The sequence below is a fragment of the Streptomyces sp. CC208A genome (genome assembly GCF_030010625.1).
Taxonomy (GTDB): Bacteria; Actinomycetota; Actinomycetes; order Streptomycetales; family Streptomycetaceae; genus Streptomyces.
In genome coordinates, this window is sequence record NZ_JASCXN010000030.1 from 84961 (window position 1) to 103219 (window position 18259).

The 18259-nt window shown below is 68.7% G+C and carries 13 protein-coding genes; 8 read left to right on the forward strand and 5 right to left on the reverse strand.

The window, feature by feature from the left end:
- Positions 1 to 2: 2 nt before the first annotated feature.
- The 7 genes from rodA to QK442_RS27665 all read left to right on the forward strand — a co-directional run bounded on the left by rodA (position 3) and on the right by QK442_RS27665 (position 6636).
- The gene (gene rodA / locus QK442_RS27635) at positions 3 to 1202 is read left to right on the forward strand and encodes a rod shape-determining protein RodA (protein ID WP_282696794.1); all 1200 of its coding nucleotides are present in this window, start codon (positions 3 to 5) and stop codon (positions 1200 to 1202) included.
- A gap of 32 nt (positions 1203 to 1234) precedes the next feature.
- On the forward strand, positions 1235 to 2776 hold the full coding sequence (locus QK442_RS27640) for a CYTH and CHAD domain-containing protein (RefSeq protein ID WP_282696795.1): 1542 nt from the start codon (positions 1235 to 1237) through the stop codon (positions 2774 to 2776).
- Positions 2777 to 2828: 52 nt separating this feature from the next.
- Entirely contained in the window at positions 2829 to 4757 is a 1929-nt protein-coding gene (locus QK442_RS27645) for a TIGR03960 family B12-binding radical SAM protein (protein WP_282696796.1), read from the forward strand.
- A 2-nt stretch (positions 4758 to 4759) separates the two neighbouring features.
- Positions 4760 to 4948: a hypothetical protein gene (locus QK442_RS27650; RefSeq protein WP_282696797.1), complete on the forward strand. Its 189-nt coding sequence runs from the start codon at positions 4760 to 4762 to the stop codon at positions 4946 to 4948.
- A 167-nt stretch (positions 4949 to 5115) separates the two neighbouring features.
- Complete coding sequence (locus tag QK442_RS27655) at positions 5116 to 5325, forward strand: hypothetical protein (RefSeq protein ID WP_071274331.1); 210 nt, start codon at positions 5116 to 5118, stop codon at positions 5323 to 5325.
- Complete coding sequence (locus QK442_RS27660; RefSeq protein ID WP_282696798.1) at positions 5309 to 5806, forward strand: DUF6879 family protein; 498 nt, start codon at positions 5309 to 5311, stop codon at positions 5804 to 5806. Before QK442_RS27655 ends, QK442_RS27660 begins: the two co-directional genes overlap by 17 nt.
- Positions 5803 to 6636, forward strand: coding sequence for a helix-turn-helix transcriptional regulator (locus QK442_RS27665; RefSeq protein ID WP_282696799.1), 834 nt, complete (start codon positions 5803 to 5805; stop codon positions 6634 to 6636). The genes QK442_RS27660 and QK442_RS27665 overlap by 4 nt, the downstream gene beginning before the upstream one ends.
- A gap of 743 nt (positions 6637 to 7379) precedes the next feature.
- Here QK442_RS27665 and QK442_RS27670 read toward each other — a convergent pair.
- The 5 genes from QK442_RS27670 to QK442_RS27690 form a co-directional block, all read right to left on the reverse strand.
- A complete protein-coding gene (locus QK442_RS27670) occupies positions 7380 to 7964 on the reverse strand; it encodes a recombinase family protein (RefSeq protein WP_071274343.1) in 585 nt (194 codons plus the stop codon).
- A gap of 798 nt (positions 7965 to 8762) precedes the next feature.
- Positions 8763 to 9260, reverse strand: a complete 498-nt coding sequence (locus QK442_RS27675; protein WP_282696800.1) for a hypothetical protein — start codon at positions 9258 to 9260, stop codon at positions 8763 to 8765.
- A 195-nt stretch (positions 9261 to 9455) separates the two neighbouring features.
- Complete coding sequence (locus QK442_RS27680) at positions 9456 to 9806, reverse strand: hypothetical protein (protein ID WP_254792984.1); 351 nt, start codon at positions 9804 to 9806, stop codon at positions 9456 to 9458.
- Between the two features lie 409 nt (positions 9807 to 10215).
- Positions 10216 to 11790 (reverse strand): recombinase family protein, encoded by a 1575-nt coding sequence (locus tag QK442_RS27685; protein WP_282696801.1) that lies wholly within the window; start codon positions 11788 to 11790, stop codon positions 10216 to 10218.
- A gap of 193 nt (positions 11791 to 11983) precedes the next feature.
- Positions 11984 to 14284, reverse strand: coding sequence for a bifunctional glycosyltransferase family 2 protein/CDP-glycerol:glycerophosphate glycerophosphotransferase (locus QK442_RS27690; RefSeq protein ID WP_282696802.1), 2301 nt, complete (start codon positions 14282 to 14284; stop codon positions 11984 to 11986).
- 356 nt (positions 14285 to 14640) lie between these two features.
- On the opposite strand from QK442_RS27690, the gene QK442_RS27695 reads away from it, so the two are divergent.
- A complete protein-coding gene (locus QK442_RS27695; protein ID WP_282696803.1) occupies positions 14641 to 18228 on the forward strand; it encodes a bifunctional glycosyltransferase/CDP-glycerol:glycerophosphate glycerophosphotransferase in 3588 nt (1195 codons plus the stop codon).
- Positions 18229 to 18259: the final 31 nt, after the last annotated feature.

An 18259-nucleotide genomic window follows, 5' to 3' on the forward strand; every position in this document is an offset into this window, starting at 1 on the left:
CGATGCCCGCCCGGACGAACTTCTCCGTCTCCCGCTACGCCCCCGACCGCGGCCCCGTCGCCCGGCTGACCGCCCGCGACTCGGTGCTGCGCCGGCTCGACTGGCCGATACTGCTCTCCGCGCTCGCGCTCTCGCTGATCGGCTCGCTGCTCGTCTGGTCGGCGACCCGGGGCCGTACCGAGCTCACCAACGGCGACCCGCAGTACTTCCTCTTCCGGCACCTGCTGAACACCGGCATCGGGGTCGTCCTGATGATAGGGACGGTCTGGCTGGGACACCGCACCCTGCGCGGCGCCGTCCCGGTCCTCTACGGCCTGTCGATCGTGCTGATCCTCGCCGTCCTCACCCCGCTCGGCGCCACCATCAACGGCGCCCACGCGTGGATCGTGATCGGCGGCGGCTTCTCGCTCCAGCCCAGCGAGTTCGTGAAGGTCACCATCATCCTGGTGATGGCGGTGCTGCTCGCGGCGAAGGTGGACGCGGGCGACCAGCTCCATCCGGACCACGGGACCGTCGCCAAGTCCCTGGTCTTCGCCGCCCTCCCCATGGGCATCATCATGCTCATGCCGGACCTCGGCTCGGTCATGGTGATGATCGTGATCGTGCTCGGCGTGCTGCTCGCCTCCGGCGCCTCCAACCGCTGGGTCCTCGGCCTGATCGGCTCGGGCATCGCCGGAGCGGTCCTCGTCACCGCCCTCGGCATGCTCGACGAGTACCAGATCAACCGCTTCGCCGCCTTCGCCAACCCCGACCTCGACCCCTCCGGCGTCGGCTACAACACCAACCAGGCCCGCATCGCCATCGGCTCCGGCGGCCTCAAGGGCGCCGGGCTCTTCAACGGCCACCAGACCAGCGGCCAGTTCGTCCCCGAACAGCAGACCGACTTCGTCTTCACCGTCGCCGGCGAGGAACTCGGCTTCATCGGCTCTGGCTTCATCCTGCTGCTGCTCGGCGTCGTGCTCTGGCGGGCCTGCCGGATCGCCCGCGAGACCACCGAGCTGTACGGCACGATCGTCGCCGCCGGCATCATCGCCTGGTTCGCCTTCCAGTCCTTCGAGAACATCGGCATGAACCTCGGCATCATGCCCGTCGCCGGTCTGCCGCTGCCCTTCGTCTCCTACGGCGGCTCCTCGATGTTCGCCGTCTGGGTGGCGATCGGACTGCTCCAGTCGATCCGCGTACAACGGCCGATGACCGCCTGACGCCCGGCCGCCCCGGCGACTAGATTCGACCTATGGCGGAGACCAAGCGCGAGATCGAGCGGAAGTACGAAGCCACCGCGGAGACCCGGCTGCCGGACCTCACCCGAGCGGCCGGGGTCGCGTCGGTGACGGGCGAGGGCGTCACCGAGCTCGACGCGGTCTACTACGACACGCCCGATCTGCGGCTCGCCGCCGACTCCCTCACCCTGCGGCGCCGCACCGGCGGCAAGGACGCCGGCTGGCACCTCAAGTTCCCCGTCGCCGTCGGCGTCCGCGACGAGATCAGGGCCCCGCTCTCGGACACGCTCCCGCGCCCCCTGGCGGGACTCCTGCGCTCCCGGCTCCGCGGCGCCGACGTCGTCCCCGTCGTCCGGCTCCGCTCCGCCCGCGACGTGCGGCACCTCCGGGACGAGGACGGCACCGTCCTGGCGGAGCTCTCCGTCGACACCGTCCACGCCGACCGACTCCTTCCCGAAGACGCCGAGGATGCCGAAGGCTCCGGCGCCACTGCCACCGCCTGGACCGAGATCGAGGTCGAGCTCGCCGACGACGCCGACCCCGCCGTCCTCGACGCCGTCGAGAAACGCCTGCGGAAGGCCGGCATCCACCCCTCCGACGCCCCCTCCAAACTGGCCCGCGCCCTCGACGAGACCGGCCTGGCGCCCGAACGGGCGGAGCCGCGCGGCGACGGTTCGGCGGGCGCGGCGGTCCTCGCGTACATACGGGAGCAGATCGAGGCCCTCGTCCGGCTCGACCCCGCCGTCCGCCGCGACCTGCCCGACGCCGTCCACCGGATGCGGGTCGCCTGCCGCCGCCTCCGCAGCGCCTTCAAGACCTACCGCACGGTCCTCGACCGGGAGGTCACCGACCCGATCGGCGCCGAGCTGAAGTGGCTCGCCGGCGAGCTCGGCCATGCCCGCGACCAGGAGGTCCTGGACGCCCGGCTGCGCGCCGCCCTCGACGACCTGCCCCGCGAACAGCTCCACGGCCCGGTCCGCGGCCGGCTCCGCGCCTGGGACCGGGCCCGCTCCGCCGGCTCCCGGCGCCGCGCCCTCGACGCCCTCGACTCGTCCCGCCACCTCGCTCTCCTCGACGCCCTCGACCGGCTCCTCGCCGACCCGCCGCTGAAGCCCGCCGCCCGCAAGAAGGCCGCGAAGGTGCTGCCGAAGGCGGTCCTGCGCGACCACGCCCGGCTCGCCGACCGGATCGCCCCCGCCCTCGCCCTCGACCCCGGCCACGAGCGCGACCTCGCCCTCCACGAGGCCCGCAAGGCCGCCAAACGGGCCCGGTACGCCGCCGAGGCCGCCGCCCCCACCCTCGGCAAGCCCGCCGAACGCCTCGCCAAGAAGGTCAAGGCCGTCCAGACCCTCCTCGGCGACCACCAGGACGCGGTCGTCGCCCGCGCCGCCCTGCGCGACCTCGCCGCCCAGGCCGAAGCGGCCGGCGAACCCTCCTTCACCTGGGGCGTTCTCCACGCCAAGCAGGAAGAGGCCGCGGCGGCGGGCGAGCGGGAACTGCCGGAGGTGTGGGAGCGGGCGGCGGCCCCGGAGCTCCGGGCGGCACTGAGCCGCTGAGCACCGGGGTACGCTTGAGAGTCGCCCCCCTGCCAGCTCACGAAGGTTCGAGATGTCTGCTGCCGAGTCTGTCTTCCCGCAGCTCGAAGCTCTGCTCCCGCACGTGCAGAAGCCGATTCAGTACGTCGGTGGAGAGCTGAACTCCACGGTCAAGCCCTGGGAGTCCGCCGACGTCCGCTGGGCGCTGATGTACCCGGACGCGTACGAGGTCGGCCTGCCCAACCAGGGCGTCATGATCCTCTACGAGGTGCTGAACGAGCGCGAGGGCGTCCTCGCCGAGCGCACCTACAGCGTCTGGCCGGACCTCGAAGAGCTGATGCGCGAGCACGGGGTGCCGCAGTTCACGGTCGACAGCCACCGCCCGGTCGGCGCCTTCGACGTCTTCGGCCTGTCCTTCTCCACGGAGCTGGGCTACACCAACATGCTCACCGCCCTCGACCTGGCGGGCATCCCGCTGGAGTCGAAGGACCGCACCGTCGACCACCCGATCGTGCTCGCCGGCGGCCACGCCGCCTTCAACCCCGAGCCGATCGCGGACTTCATCGACGCGGCGATCATCGGCGACGGCGAGCAGGCCGTCCTCGACATGACCGAGATCATCCGCGCCTGGAAGGCCGAGGGCCGCCCCGGCGGCCGCGAGGAGGTCCTCCTCCGCCTCGCCAAGACCGGCAGCGTCTACATCCCGGCCTTCTACGACGTCGAGTACCTGCCGGACGGCCGCATCGGCCGCGTCGTCCCCAACCGCTCGGGCGTGCCGTGGCGCGTGTCCAAGCACACCGTCATGGACCTCGACGAGTGGCCGTACCCCAAGCAGCCCCTCGTCCCGCTCGCGGAGACCGTCCACGAGCGCATGTCCGTCGAGATCTTCCGCGGCTGCACCCGCGGCTGCCGCTTCTGCCAGGCCGGCATGATCACGCGCCCCGTGCGGGAGCGAAGCATCACCGGCATCGGCGAGATGGTGGACCGCGGTCTGAAGGCCACGGGCTTCGAGGAGGTCGGCCTCCTCTCCCTCTCCTCCGCGGACCACTCGGAGATCGGCGACATCGCCAAGGGCCTGGCCGACCGGTACGAGGACGACAAGATCGGCCTCTCCCTCCCCTCGACCCGCGTCGACGCCTTCAACGTCGACCTGGCCAACGAGCTGACCCGCAACGGCCGCCGCTCCGGCCTCACCTTCGCCCCCGAGGGCGGCTCCGAGCGCATGCGCAAGGTCATCAACAAGATGGTCTCGGAGGAGGACCTCATCCGGACCGTCTCCACCGCGTACGGCAACGGCTGGCGCCAGGTGAAGCTGTACTTCATGTGCGGCCTGCCGACGGAGACCGACGAGGACGTCCTCCAGATCGCCGACATGGCGATCAACGTGATCGCCGAGGGCCGCAAGGTCTCCGGTCAGAACGACATCCGCTGCACCGTCTCCATCGGCGGCTTCGTCCCCAAGCCGCACACCCCCTTCCAGTGGGCCCCGCAGCTGTCGGCCGAGGAGACGGACGCCCGCCTGCTCAAGCTCCGCGACAAGATCCGCGGCGACAAGAAGTACGGCCGCTCGATCGGCTTCCGCTACCACGACGGCAAGCCCGGCATCGTCGAGGGCCTCCTCTCCCGCGGCGACCGCCGCGTCGGCGCCGTCATCCGCGCCGTCTACGAGGACGGCGGCCGCTTCGACGGCTGGCGCGAGCACTTCTCGTACGACCGCTGGATGGAGTGCGCCGAGAAGACGCTCCCCGAGTACGGCGTGGACGTCGCCTGGTACACCACCCGCGAGCGCTCCTACGAGGAGGTCCTGCCCTGGGACCACCTGGACTCCGGCCTCGACAAGGACTGGCTCTGGGAGGACTGGCAGGACGCCCTCGACGAGACCGAGGTCGAGGACTGCCGCTGGACCCCGTGCTTCGACTGCGGCGTCTGCCCTCAGATGGATACGGCTATACAAATTGGCCCCACCGGCAAGAAGCTGCTCCCGCTCACGGTCAAGAAGTAGCCTTGACCAGCGGCGATGCCATCCAGCGGATGGCCGAGGCGCTTGCCGACATCTCCGAGGCGGACCGCGCCGAAGCCCTGCGAGGGCTCGGCGCGAAGGAGCGCGAGCAGGCTCCCCGCCCCACGCGGCGCACGCCGCTCCCCGCCCCTCGGCGGGACCCGGGCATCGTCTCGGCGGTCGAGTGGGTGTAGACGACGAGAGGCGTTCGGACGATCTGGTCCGGGCGCCTTTCGGCGTTCCTGGGGTCCTGTTTATGCGACAACGCGCATAGTCGCGTTTCCGCATAGACGGCGTGTCCACCCCGCTCGTACGGTCGTGGCGACCGGGCCCGCAGAGGGCTCGCAAGAGGGGGTTCAGCATGGCGCGCGAAGAACTCACACGGCTCACCGGCAACACCGAGGGTGGCAACTGCGGGCAGGGCGACTGCCCGAACGTCTACCGCACCGCCTCTGGCTCGTTCGTGGTCCAGGGCGACGTGTCCACCGCCTTCACCCCGCCCGCCGGCGAAGGGCTCGTGGAGATCCCCGAGGAAGTTCTGAGGGAGGCCGTCCGTGCTCTTGGATGGTGAAGACTGGGCGGACAAGTTCAAGACGTTCCAGACCGAAGCCTGGCGGCTTGAGACCCTGCCGCAGTACCTCGTACCGCAGGAAGCGGAGGAGCTCGCCGCCTTCAAGGCGGGGGCCCGTTTCCCCGGACCGTACGAGGACGCGTGGATGGCCCTGGTCCGCACCCGCAACGTGGGGCGCGTCCACATCGTCACCCGGCCGCTCACGGACTACCTGCGGTTCGAGTTCGAGCGCTACTACCGGCACCAGGCCCCGGCGGGGGAAGACATCCGCATCCTCGACATCACCGACCGGCCGAACCCGCTCCCCGACGTCCAGGACTTCTGGATGTTCGACCGCTCGACGGTCGTCCTCATGAAGTACGAGGCCGACGGTACGCAGATCGAGCGGGAGCTGTACGAGGGTGACCCCGCCCCGTTCCTCGAATACCAGCGCATCGCCATCGCGGAATCGGTCCCGTTCCTGGAGTACGTGACCGAGTGACGTTCGAGCCCGAGCAACTCGGCCAGTCCTCCCAGGAACTCGCCGCGACACTGCGCAAGCTGCGGAAGCAGGCCGGTCTCTCCGGGGACCGGCTTGCCGCGCGCTGCAACATGTCGCAGTCGAAGGTGAGCCGGATCGAGAGCGGGAAGGTGCGCCCGTCCCTGGTGGACATAGAGCGCATCCTCAGAGCTTTGGACGCCCCGCCGGCCTTGGTCGCGGAGGTGTCAGCGCTTGCCCGCATCGCCGCTACGGAGTGGCAGGACGCACGGTCGATGCGGCGGAAGGGTCTGGACAAGAAGCAGCTTGAGCTTGCCGGGCTCGAAGCGTCCTCGACGGAGTTCCGGTTCTTCCTGCTCTCGATGCTCACGGCCCTGCTCTCCACCCCGGAGTACATCAGGGCCAGCCTCGCTCACATCCCCGGAGACCACAGCAAGGCCGTGGCGAGGAAGCTGGAGCGGCAGGAGGTCCTGTACGACCGCCGGAAGAAGTTCACCTTCATCGTCACCGAGCAGGCGGCCCGCTCCCCGTTTGTCTCCCCGGACGCCATGGCCGTGCAGCTCGACCGGCTGGCTTCACTGACCCACCTGCCGAACGTGCGTCTCGGCGTGCTCCCGATCGAGACGCGCCTGCCAGGGTGTCCGCTGAACACGTTCACCGTGTACGACGAGCGGCTGGCCACGGTGGAGACGACGACGGGGGTGTTGGTGTTCCGCGACCCGAGAGACGTCCGGATGTACCTCGATGAATTCGCCGGTTATGACGGGCGCGCCCTCTTCGGCGAAGACGCGCGGGAACGGCTGGCTGAGTGGGCGATGGCGTTCCGGTCCTGATCTTTAGTCCAGTACGCGACTGAACCTCGAATCGCCCCCGGTCAGCGGGCAAGGATGCCGTGCCATCGGAGAACGCACGGGAGGCGTACGAGATGAGCAGCGAGCAGACCACCATGTCGGGACCCGTACACCTGTCCCTTCCGTCTCAACCTCCGGACCCTGTGTCGGGTTGCCGTGAGTGCCTCGGCTTCGCGGTGAACAGGGCGAACGCCACCTCTGTGGGCGACTACTCGAAGGCTTCGGATGTGAACGTGGCCTTCCGTGCCCACCTGCGGCGCAAGCACGGGGGACGCTGATGGCGCGTGCCACCCTTCGGTTCGTGGCTCACCGGATCACACAGCATCCGGACACGGATGTGACCTTTGAGGCGGAGTGCCTGCACTGCAAGTGGAAGGCGGAGCCGTCGACGGACAGTGCGGCGGTCGACGTCGAGTGCATGAGTCACACCGGCCTGAGCAACCATCGGGGCTTCCGGCGGATTTGTACGTCGTTCGCCATGGTGGTGCGGGCCGAGTAAGACAGACCCTCGGTGCACTGAGGGACGGCAAGCAACATAGACCAGCGGTGCGCTGGAAGGGGCGCGGTGTGAGCGACGTGCGCCCCTGTGCTGGCCCCTGTCGACCGCCCCCACGGGGTCGCAGGGGGCCAGTATCGTTGCAGGCGTCGGACAGTGTTGTACGTCCATGTCTGACAACGACCCCGGCGTAGAGCCGAGGGCCTGTCTGCGCTGCTGTGCGCCTGCCTCAGGCGCTCTCTCCCAGGTGTCGGTACAGCGTGGCGCGGGAGACGCCGAGGGCCTTGGCGATGGCGCTGACACTCTCGCCCTTGGCCTTCCTGGCGCGGGCCACGGTGAGTACGTCCTCGTCCACCACGGATGGCCGGCCGCCGGTACGGCCCTGCGCCTTGGCCGCTTCCAGTCCGGCCCGCGTGCGGTCCTTGATGAGCGACCGCTCGAACTCCGCCATGGCCGCAATGATCTGGAAGAACAGGCGTCCGTCGGCCGACGTGGTGTCGACAGAGGAGAGCGCACCGTCGAGCACGCGGAAACCTATGCCGCGCTCGCGCAGGCCGTCGACGATGGACACAAGGTCGATGAGCGACCGGCCGAGCCGGTCAAGCTTCCACACGCACAGGACGTCGCCCGGTCGGGCGTAGTCCAGTACGGCCGTCAGTTCCGGCCGGTCGGTGTTCTTCCCACTGGCCTTGTCCTCGAAGATGCGGGCGCACCCTGCGGCCGTCAGCGCGTCGCGCTGCAACTGCGCTTGCTGGTCGTCGGTGGAGACGCGTGCGTAACCGATGAGCTGGCCAGTGATCGTGTTCGGCGTCATGGCACGGAATGTCTCAGAACTCGTCTCAAAAAATCAAGTCCGAGACGGAGGTTTCGAGACGGGTTTTGAATAGGATGGCGCCCCCTTCTGGAGTGCCTGCTGTCTCGTCTCGCAAAACTTGGTTTTCGAGACGGCCCAGCTCGGTCGCGCTGAGCCATGCACGACGGCCAGCGGCGCGGGAGAGAGGCAACGGCAAGGGGGTGGGGTATGACCCCCTGAAGGGTCCTTGCTCAACCGCCATGTCTTGGCAGCCAAGATCCCGCCACGGATTCAGGGTCCGTCTGCCCTGTCCTCAGACTGTCACGGTAGGAGCGTATGGCCTGGTCACGGCCTTGCCCTGCCCTTGCTGGCAGCGGCGGAAGGCTGCAAGGAACAGGGCCTTATGGCTGAGCCAGGAGGGCGCGGCAGCGCCCCCCTGGCTCTTGCTGGCTTGCTCCTGTCGGTCCCTTCCGGGGCCGCGCCGTCGTAGACCGCCTGCGACTGTGGCGGCCAGTAGGTCGCCCCTTGCCACTTCTCTCTTCGCCGTTGTCCTGCCCTTGTGGGGCGCTACGCGCCCCCGCTCCCCTTGCTGATCTATCCCGCTTGCCTTAGTCGGTAACCACGGAGGGCACTGCACTGGCGCCAAATAGATATGAGAGGACGCGAACGTTCGCGCAGGTCGGAGCGGTGCCGGTACATGCCGGACGTGCTTCGACCACACGCCCAGCACGTAGCTACTGAGGGCGCTACCTGCTCACGATTCCCCAGCTGCGGAACGAGACCGCAGGGCACGGTGCCGGTTTGTTCTTCGGCCGGTAATCAGAGCTGGTTCGCGATCCGCCGGCCGAGCTGTTCGAGGAACTCCTGCATGCTGGACGCGGCAACCTCGAAGTCGTCGGACCATGAAGCCGTGGCGGACTTCCAGACTTGTCCGCTGTCTCCGATCGCGATCAGATGGCCCCCGCCGTCGCTGGCGAAGACCAGCGCGATCGATTCGTCCTTGATCGGAGCAAGGCCGTACTCACGGAAGTGTTCCGCCGCCGTCGCAGGTGAGTGGATGAAGTACCCGCTGTCGACGTCGGGCAGGGAAGCCTCGCTGATCACCCAGTAAAGCGTGGTCAGGTCGGAGGGGATCGGCGTCAGGTCCACGAGTGCGCCCGTTGCCTGATGGCTGTCGTCGGTCGCGAGCATCACGGCGTTGTGGCCGGGCGGGAAGCCGTGCGTCGGGAGGAAGGACTGCATCAGCTTCGTCAGCGCCGTGTCGGCCTGCTTCCACCAGGACCGGACCCACTCCGCGTCAAGCCGCTCACCATGCATGTTTCCCCCTCGAAACGCGAGGGACCCGCCGACGCGAGCCCGGAAGAACATATCGGAGAGCCCAGCATGGGCGCGGGTGACCTTCGGTCGCCGGGCCCTCACATGCGCTCTTCGCTCCCCCGACTCCCCACTCGCTTCAAACTGCGACGAAGTGGAGGGAAGAGCATCCCTGACCGGTTTCAGAGATCCTCTTCACTACCGGTCTTGATGGAGACGGCAGGGGACCGGCGCACCCTTGCCCTTCTGGAACAGGTGAGACGGCAGCACAAGGCAGGCGGCCCCCGATCGGGGCGATACAAGGTCCAGTTCCTTGGCGCGGGCCACCGCGTTGCGGGTGCTCTGGCCGGACAGAGGCTTTCCCTCCTTGCCCAGCAGCGCGGCTAGCCGGCCGGGAGCGAAGGCTGCGTGCCCTTGCCGGTCCGCCCACCCGATGGCGGCGAAGTGGACGCGGTAGGCGAGCGGGTGTCCGGGGTGCTGCGCCATGCGCCGGTACTCGTGCTGGGAGACTGCGCCCCACGAGCGGTCACGGCCGAAGCTGATAGCCACCGGTCGCACCCCCTTCCTGCGGGGCACGGCCGCAGGCGTGCGTCTCTCCCTCGACGAGGGGTGAGGTGCAGACCTCACAGGTCCAGACGACTTCGATCGTGATGTTCAAGGGCTGGCGACTCCTGGCGGTGGCTGAGGGCAGCACGGAGCCGCGCCTCAGCGTTGGGTGGAAGTCGCGCAGTACCGTCCTGCGCTTCGGGATGTCCTCGACGTCCCTGCGAGCCCCTCGGGATCGCGGCCCCTCACGGAGTGGCCAGCTCTACCGCCGCTGAACGGCGGGAGCTACGGTGTCCGCTCCCAGAAGGAGCGGGAGAGTCTTCCTATCCGGAGCCCGGGCAGGCCGTCAAGCCGGAACACCTCCGGGCGTGGCTGGCCGAGCCGCCCGGAGACGTCCGTCCCTACTCCCTCCTCAGAGCCTTGCGGCGAAGTCGTCGCCCTTGATGACCAGGCGTTCGCGTACGTCGCGCGGGATCTTGAGCCGCAGGTGTACGGACGGGGCGCGCACCCCCTTGACCTTCGTGCGGGTCACCTCGCATGTGACGCGCACACGGCGCAGGTCCTCGGCCATGGCCTCCATGCCGCCCGCTTCCCACATCTCCCGAAAGGTCTTGCCGTTGTGCACGAGGACCCAACGGTCTTGCGTGGTCTCGGGATCGATGGCGTTCAACTCTTCCGTGAGCTTGTCGAGCGTCTTCTCCGCTCGCTCGCGAGTGAACCGCGTCTTCGAGAAACGGCCTTCTGGTTCGAGCTCCGCCATGTAGTAGGAGATGGCGTCTTCGAGCCGTTTCACTTCGGCGCGTGCCTCGGCTCCCTTCGCGTACTCCCGGACCTGGACGGGGAAGTCACCGAGGACGCGGAGCACGTCGCTCACGAGGACGTCGTACACGTCCTGCGGGTTGGGTGCTCCGAGGCCGCCACCCTTGCACTTGCCGCAGCGCAGGTAGGTGTAGCTCCGGCCGTTGCTCATGTTCTTTTGCACGGTCATGTTGGTCGAGCAGTCGACACAGATCAGGACTCCCAGGAACTGTGTCGCTCCGCCCGTCTGCCGGGTGGGCTGGTTCTTGCCCCGGCGGTCGAGTGCCGCTTGAAGGGTCTCGAACTCCTCCTCGGTGAAGATCGGAGGGCCGACTCGTATCGGCTTCCCGTCGTTGCCGAGGACGAGTCTGCTCCGTCGCTTCCCGCCCTGCTTGTTCTCCTCGACCCGGTAGCCCATGAGCGCGGGGTTACGAAGACGTCGGAGAAGAGTCGACGTGGTGAGTCCTGCCGACATGAGTCCGGAGCGGACGAGGCAGAGGGCCATGCGCCGGGCGGAGACGCCCCGGAGCGCCATGCGCCGGGCCCAGAGCAGTGCCTTGTGTGCGCTCGGCTCGATGGTGAGCGCCGGCTTGCCGTCCACCTTCGTCGTGACGTAGCCGTAGGTCGGCTTGCCGACGAGCCATGAGTCCTGAGTGCGTGCGTAGTCCCACAACGACGTCACGCGAGTCGACGTATTCGCCGCCTCGATCTCCGCGATGCCGCCGATGAGCGTGACCATGATCCGGCCCACGGTCGTGCTGAGGTCGATCGCGTCGTTCTTCGACACGAGGTTCTTCCCGTACCGCTCGCACCACTCGATCATCGTGGACAGGTCCGTCATACGACGGATGAAGCGGTCCAGCTTCCAGAAGAGCAGAGCATCGAACTCAGGGGCCCGGTTGTTGAGCCATTCCCCGAGCTCCTTCCGCTTCCACGGCGGAACCTTCGTCGCCGACACGTTGAGATCGGAAGCGACGCCGACGACGCGGTACCCCTTCTCTCTGGCCAGGAGACGTAGGTCGAGTTCCTGTCGCACCGGCGATGTCGTGTCTTCCGTAAGTACGGACAGGCGGACGGAGAGAAGTGCGCGCGGAGCGTCCTCGGGGAGCAGAGCCTCCGCCCGCTTCAGGTCCTCCAAGAGGGCCAGGTCCGAGGCGGTCCACTCGCTCTCGATGTCGTACGTCTTCATGCTCGCGCAGCGTACAGTCTAGATATTGGGATGTCTCCCTATGGCCGCAGATGGACACCCACATCCAGATCGGCCCCACCGGCAAGAAGCTGCTGCCGCTGACCGTGGTCAAGTAGTCCCCGTACGCGAGAGGGGCGCCCGGACGGATCTCCGTCCGGGCGCCCCTCTCGTCGTCTCTCGCGGTCTCCCGGGGTCAGCCGGCGACGTGCTCCGGCCGCGTGGCGGCGGACGCCTCGGCCGCCTCCGGGGTGGGGGCCGGGGTGCGCTCGTCCAGCGGGACGACCGGCGGGTTCAGGCCCTCCTCCGCCAGGAAGACGGCGCGGACCACGCGCTCGGCGGCGTGGCCGTCGTCCCACATGCAGAAGCGCTCGCGGAAGGCCCGGCGGAGGGCGGCGGCGGACTCGCCCTGCCAGGCGCCGCTGCGGAAGGCGTCGATCAGCTCGTCCTCGGTGGTGGCGATCACGCCGGGGGTGTCGCCCGGCCGGCCGGAGAGCAGGTCGAAGGTCACGCCGCGGAGGGTGCGGTACATCTCCCAGTCGTCGGCGTAGGTGACGATCGGCCGGTCGAGGTTGGCGTAGTCGAACATGATCGACGAGTAGTCCGTGATCAGCACGTCCGCCGCCAGGCACAGCTCCTCCACCGACGGGTGGCGGGAGACGTCGACCAGCGCGCCGCTCTCGGCGAGGGCGTTCAGCTCGGGGTCGGCGCCGTAGAAGTAGTGGGCGCGGACCAGGAGGACGTACTCGGGGCCGAGCTCGCGGGCGAAGCGGGCCAGGTCCAGGCGGGCGACGAACGCGTCCCTCTGGTGGTCGCGGACGGTCGGCGCGTACAGGATCGCCTTCTTGCCGGGGGCGATGCCCAGCGCCCCGCGGATCCGGCGGACGTCCGCGGCGGTGGCCCGGTAGTAGACGTCGTTGCGCGGGTAGCCGGCGTCGAGGGTGCGGAAGGAGGCCGGGTAGACCCGCTCCCACTGCTCGGTGGAGTGCTGGTTGGAGGAGACGCTCCAGTCCCAGCGGTCGACCCGCTCCATCAGCTTGCCGAAGTCCATGCTCCTGGCGACGGCCGGGTAGTTCTGCTGGTCGAGGCCCATCCGCTTGAGCGGGGTGCCGTGGTGGGTCTGGAGGTGGACCTGGCCGGGGCGCTTGACCACCGCGTCCGGGAAGTTCACGTTGTTGACCAGGTACTTCGCCCGGGCCATGGCCTTCCAGTAGCCGAAGGTCGCCGGGGCCACCCGGGTGATGCCGGCGGGCAACCGGTCGGCGTGCGCCCGGTTCACCACCCAGACCCCGCGCAGGTGGGGCGCGAGCTTCTTGGCGGCCTCGTGGACGGCGAGCGGGTTGCAGCCGGGGGTGCGGCCCCAGTAGGCGGAGTAGACGGCGAGGTTCTCGTCGACGGGGAGTCGGCGCTGCACCGCGTAGTAGGTCTTCAGGGCCTTGCGGCCGCCCCAGCGCTTGGACCGGCCGAGCGCGCGGAAGGCGGACTCGCGGGTGTTGTTGGCCGCCTTGAGCGATTCGAAGGCGGTGTACGAGCCGGTCCGCAGCACCTTGAACTTCACTCCGGCGATGCCGGGCGGCGGGGTGAAGCCCTTGGGCTCGTTCTTCCGGTAGACCCGGCCGGCCTGGCGGACGTAGGCGCGGCGGTGGCTGCGCGGGATGCGGAAGCCGCGGGCCAGGGTGTAGAGGAAGTGGCTGATCATCCGCTCGAAGACGACCTTGCGGTACTCGTCGAGACCGGGGCGGCCGTCGAGGTAGTCGAAGATCCGCTGGTACTGGTCGAAGATCACGAAGTGCTTGCGCGGCGAGCTGCTCCGCATCGAGCTGCCCTGGCGGCGCTGGCGGTACTCGACGACCACGTACTCCAGGCCGGCGACGCGCTCGGCGGCGGCCATGGTCGTGTAGACCATGAGCGCGTCCTCGTAGAGGCCGTCGGTGAAGCGGAAGCCGTCGCCGGTGAAGCCGCCTGCGGTGAAGAAGTCGCGGCGGTAGACGCGGTTCCAGACGACGGCGAAGATCCGCAGCAGTTCGAGGTGGTCGGCCGGGCGGACCACCTGGTCGCCGAGGGCGGCGATGTGCTTGCCGGACTTGCTTTCCTCGACGGTGCCGTCCGTGTAGGTGCGGACGTAGTCGAAGAGGAGGATCTCGGGGTCGCCGGTCTCGGCGAGCCGGTCGGCCATGGCCTGCAGCGAGCCGGGGCGTATGGAGTCGTCGCCGTCGAGGAAGAGCAGGTAGTCGCCGCGGGCCTGGGCGATGCCGGTGTTGCGGGCGGCGCCGATGCCGCCGTTCTGCTCGCGGTGGACGGCGCGGACCCGCGGGTCGCGGGCGGCGAACTCGTCGATGATGGCGCCGCTGCCGTCCTGGGAGCAGTCGTCGACCGCGATGATCTCGAAGTCCGGGCAGCTCTGCGAGATGACCGATTCGAGGCATTCGCGGATGTAGCCCTCGACCCCGTAGACAGGGATGATCACGCTGAAACGGGGGGTAGCTGCAGACGGCATGCCGTGTGTCTCTCTCCTCTGTCGAACCGCTCAAGCGCAGTATGACAGGAGTACCGGCGCGGATCCCGGACCGTGGGCGGCCGGACGGGCCGGGGCGAGGGTGAACGGCGTGTTCCCGGGAGGTGTGGCGGGGGCGAATCGGGTTCGAACGGCCGAGGAGCCCATCGTCTATTCTGAAGAGCTGTGGCGGTGCTGCGCTCCGGCACCGGGGCGGACGGGCCGGCAGGCGGGTCTTTCTCGGCGGGGAGACACCCCCCCCATCGGTCCGCTGGAACAACCGAAAGCACGCCCCGTCGCCCCCCTCAGACGCTCGAGCCTGTCGAGCGAGTCTGAAATGGAAAGGAACGCAGAACTTCATGGCACCCCGGCTCAGCGTCATCGTCCCGATCTACAACGTGGCGGAGTACCTACCCGCTTGCCTCAACTCGCTCGCTGCCCAGACCTTCCAGGGCCTGGAAGTGCTGATGATCGACGACGGGTCGACGGATGAGTCGAACGCCATAGCCACGGAGTTCGCGGAGCGGGACAAGCGCTTCCGGCTGATCCGCAAGGAGAACGCCGGTCTGGGTGCCGCGCGGAACACGGGTCTCGATGCCCTGGCTCCGGAGAGCGAGTACCTCACCTTCGTCGACAGTGACGACGTCATCCCGCCGGACGCCTACCGGATCATGATCGAGACCCTCGACGAGACCCGGTCCTCCTTCGCGGCGGGCAACGTCGAGCACATCAACTCGACCCGGGTGTGGCAGTCGCCGATGCACCGCTTCATCTCCCAGGGCACGGTCCACAAGACGCACGTCCGCAAGAAGCGGATCCTGCTCAACGACCGCATCGCCTGCAACAAGGTCTTCCGCCGCTCCTTCTGGGACCAGCACGCGTTCCGCTTCCCCGAGGGCGTGCTGTACGAGGACATCCCGGTCACCATCCCGGCCCTGTACCTCGCCGAGTCCGTCGACATCATCAGCCAGACCACGTACTACTGGAGGCTGCGCGACGGCGTCTCCAACCCGTCGATCACCCAGCGCCGCAACGTGCCGAAGGCCGTCCGCGACCGCGCGTCCGCCGTGGAGGGCGTCAGCCGCTTCCTCGCCGAGCAGCCGGACGCCAAGGCGCTGAAGCGCGACTACGACCGCACGGTGCTCACCGGCGACCTGCGCATCTTCCTCAACGTCATGCCCGACGGCGACGCGGATTACCACGCCGAGTTCATGCGCACGGCCAACAAGTTCCTCGACGGCATCGACTTCAGCCTGATCGAAACGCTTCCCACCCCGCTGCGCGTCAAGTGGCTGCTCACCCGCAAGCACGCGGTCAAGGAGCTCATCGCGTTCATCCAGGACGAGCGCATCGGCGAGCCGGTCCCCATCGAGGGCACCCTGCGCAAGTACGCCAAGTACCCCTCGCTGGAGACCCTGCCGAACCTGGTCCCCAAGAAGCTCCTCCGGGTCGACAAGGACCTCCAGCTGCGCTCCCCGCTCACCGAGCTGTGCTGGGAGAACGGCAAGCTGAAGCTGGCCGGCCACGCCTGGATCGACCGCGTCGACCACAGCGGCAAGCACAGCATCGTCAAGGTGCTCCAGCTGAAGAAGGACGGCACCCAGCGCCGTACGCTCATCCCGCTCGGCAACACCTTCGCCCCCAAGGCCACCACCGACTCCGGGCACAAGGGCCGCGGCCACAACTTCGACTGGGCCGGCTGGGAGACCGTCATCGACCCGGCGCGTCTGCGCAAGGGCGACCAGTGGCAGGAGGGCCTCTGGCACGTCGGCATGCGCGTCATGTCCGGTGGCCTCGTGCGCTCCCGCTCCGTGCACTCGTACGGCTCCGACCGCCTCTCCTACCCGCCCTACCAGTGGCTCGACGAGGACTACCGCCTGCTCCCCGAGCTGCGGAAGGCCGCGCTCAAGCTGCGCGTCGAGAAGGTCCCGGCCCTCATCACGGGCTTCCGTCCCGAGGGTGACGACCTCGTCGTCGACGGCACCTTCCGCGAGGCCCTCGCCGAGGGTACCGAGCTCTTCCTGCGGGTCATCAACCAGAGCAGCGGCGAGATCCTCCTCTACCCGGCCGAGGTCCTCGACCACTCCGGCAAGCACAAGCCGCTCAGCGTCCGCGTCCCGCTCCGTGACATCGCCCTGCTCCCCGAGCACCTGGATGGCCTCACCCCCGACGCCGCGAAGGCCATGCGCCGTAACTGGAGCACCCAGCTCCGCATCGAGGAGCCCGGCAAGCCCCCGCGGAACGTCAAGACCGTGATCAAGGACGGTCTCGCCGACCTCCAGGTCCGCCTGCCCAAGTCCTTCGGCGAGGGCGCCGACCGCAACGAGGTCGCGGTCCTCGGCGGCACCAACGGCTACTTCAAGTTTTCGGGCCGTCCGCTGCGTGGCAAGATCACCGGCATCTCGGAGTCCGACGGCACGTTCACGATCCGCGGTACGGCCCCGGCGGACCTGACGGGCTACCACCTGGTCGTCAGCGCGAAGAGCCGCTTCGACGAGCGGAAGGTCCCGCTGACCCTGCACGCGGACGGCACCTTCGAGGCCTCCTTCCGCCCCTCCCGGATGTCGGGCGCCTCCGGCAACCTGCCGCTGAAGACCGGCCGCTGGGTCTTCCGCCTGGACGGCCCGGAGGAGACCGACCCGCGGCTGACGCTCGTCGCGGACCGGCTCGCCGTGCCGCAGTTCCCGATGGAGGGAGCCGCCGACGGCCGCGACTACCGCCTGGAGATCCTCTGGCAGGACCATCCGCAGCTCCACTGCCTGCCGGACCTCAATGACCGGGAGTACGGCGCCAACCGCCAGTACCAGCTCCGTCAGGAGGTCTACGAGGCCGCCCGCGAGCTGCCGCTGCGCGACCAGGTCCTCTACATCAGCTACAACGGCAAGCAGTTCTCGGACAGCCCGCGCGCGCTCTACGAGGAGCTGCTGCGCCGGGGCTCGGACGTCGAGCACCTGTGGGCGGTCCGCGACGGCCAGGTCGAGCTGCCCGACACGCTCAAGGCCGTCCGTTTCCAGGGCACCGACTGGTACGAGGCGCTGGCCCGCGCCCGGTACATCGTCACCAACGCCCACCTGCCGCACTGGATCAAGCGGCGCGAGGGCCAGGTCATCGTCCAGGCCTGGCACGGCACGATGCTGAAGAAGATCGGCCTCGACATCGACGCGCCGAAGTTCGACCCGAACTACCACGCGCGTCTGGTCCAGGAGGCGGCGAACTGGAACATCCTCGTCTCGTCGAACCGCTTCAGCACGCCCATCCTCAAGCGCGCCATGGGCTACGACGGTCTGATCGCCGAGATCGGCTACCCGCGCAACGACTACCTCTACGCCGAGGACCGCGACGAGCGGGCCGAGGCCGTGAAGGAGAAGCTCGGCCTGCCGAAGGGCAAGAAGGTCGTGCTGTACGCGCCGACCTGGCGTGACGACCTGTCGCACAGCCGCGGCCAGTTCAAGTTCGACCTCCGCGTCGACCTCGAGGACGCCCGCCGCCGTCTCGGCGACGACCACGTCTTCCTCGTGCGCCGCCACTCGAACATCGTGGACCTCGTCCCCGGTGCCGGGAACGGCTTCGTCTTCGACGTCTCGGAGTACCCGGACATCGCGGACCTGTACCTGGCGGCCGACATCATGATCACGGACTACTCGTCGGTCATGTTCGACTACGCCCACCTGCGTCGTCCGATGTTGTTCTTCACGTACGACCTGGAGCACTACCGGGACCGCCTGCGCGGCTTCTACTTCGACTTCGAGCAGGACGCCCCCGGTCCGCTCATCAGCACCTCCGACGAGCTCATCCAGGCCATCCTCGACGTCGACAAGGTGGCGGCCGAATACCAGGAGAAGTACGACGAGTTCCACCACAACTTCTGCGACCTCGACGACGGTCACGCGTCGGAGCGTCTGGCCGATCTGATGTTCAAGACGGCCCAGGACGGCGCGCCGCTGTAACCCCGGCACGGAAGAGGGCCCCGGCCCGCAG

Bases quoted from the DNA above. Each gene is read 5' to 3' on its own strand.
- rodA (WP_282696794.1), top strand. From the start codon at position 3: ATGCCCGCCCGGACGAACTTCTCCGTCTCCCGCTACGCCCCCGACCGC.
- QK442_RS27640 (WP_282696795.1), top strand. From the start codon at position 1,235: ATGGCGGAGACCAAGCGCGAGATCGAGCGGAAGTACGAAGCCACCGCG.
- QK442_RS27690 (WP_282696802.1), bottom strand. From the start codon at position 14,284: ATGCCGTCTGCAGCTACCCCCCGTTTCAGCGTGATCATCCCTGTCTAC.
- QK442_RS27695 (WP_282696803.1), top strand. From the start codon at position 14,641: ATGGCACCCCGGCTCAGCGTCATCGTCCCGATCTACAACGTGGCGGAG.
- QK442_RS27675 (WP_282696800.1), bottom strand. From the start codon at position 9,260: ATGCATGGTGAGCGGCTTGACGCGGAGTGGGTCCGGTCCTGGTGGAAG.
- QK442_RS27670 (WP_071274343.1), bottom strand. From the start codon at position 7,964: ATGACGCCGAACACGATCACTGGCCAGCTCATCGGTTACGCACGCGTC.
- QK442_RS27685 (WP_282696801.1), bottom strand. From the start codon at position 11,790: ATGAAGACGTACGACATCGAGAGCGAGTGGACCGCCTCGGACCTGGCC.
- QK442_RS27645 (WP_282696796.1), top strand. From the start codon at position 2,829: ATGTCTGCTGCCGAGTCTGTCTTCCCGCAGCTCGAAGCTCTGCTCCCG.
- QK442_RS27655 (WP_071274331.1), top strand. From the start codon at position 5,116: ATGGCGCGCGAAGAACTCACACGGCTCACCGGCAACACCGAGGGTGGC.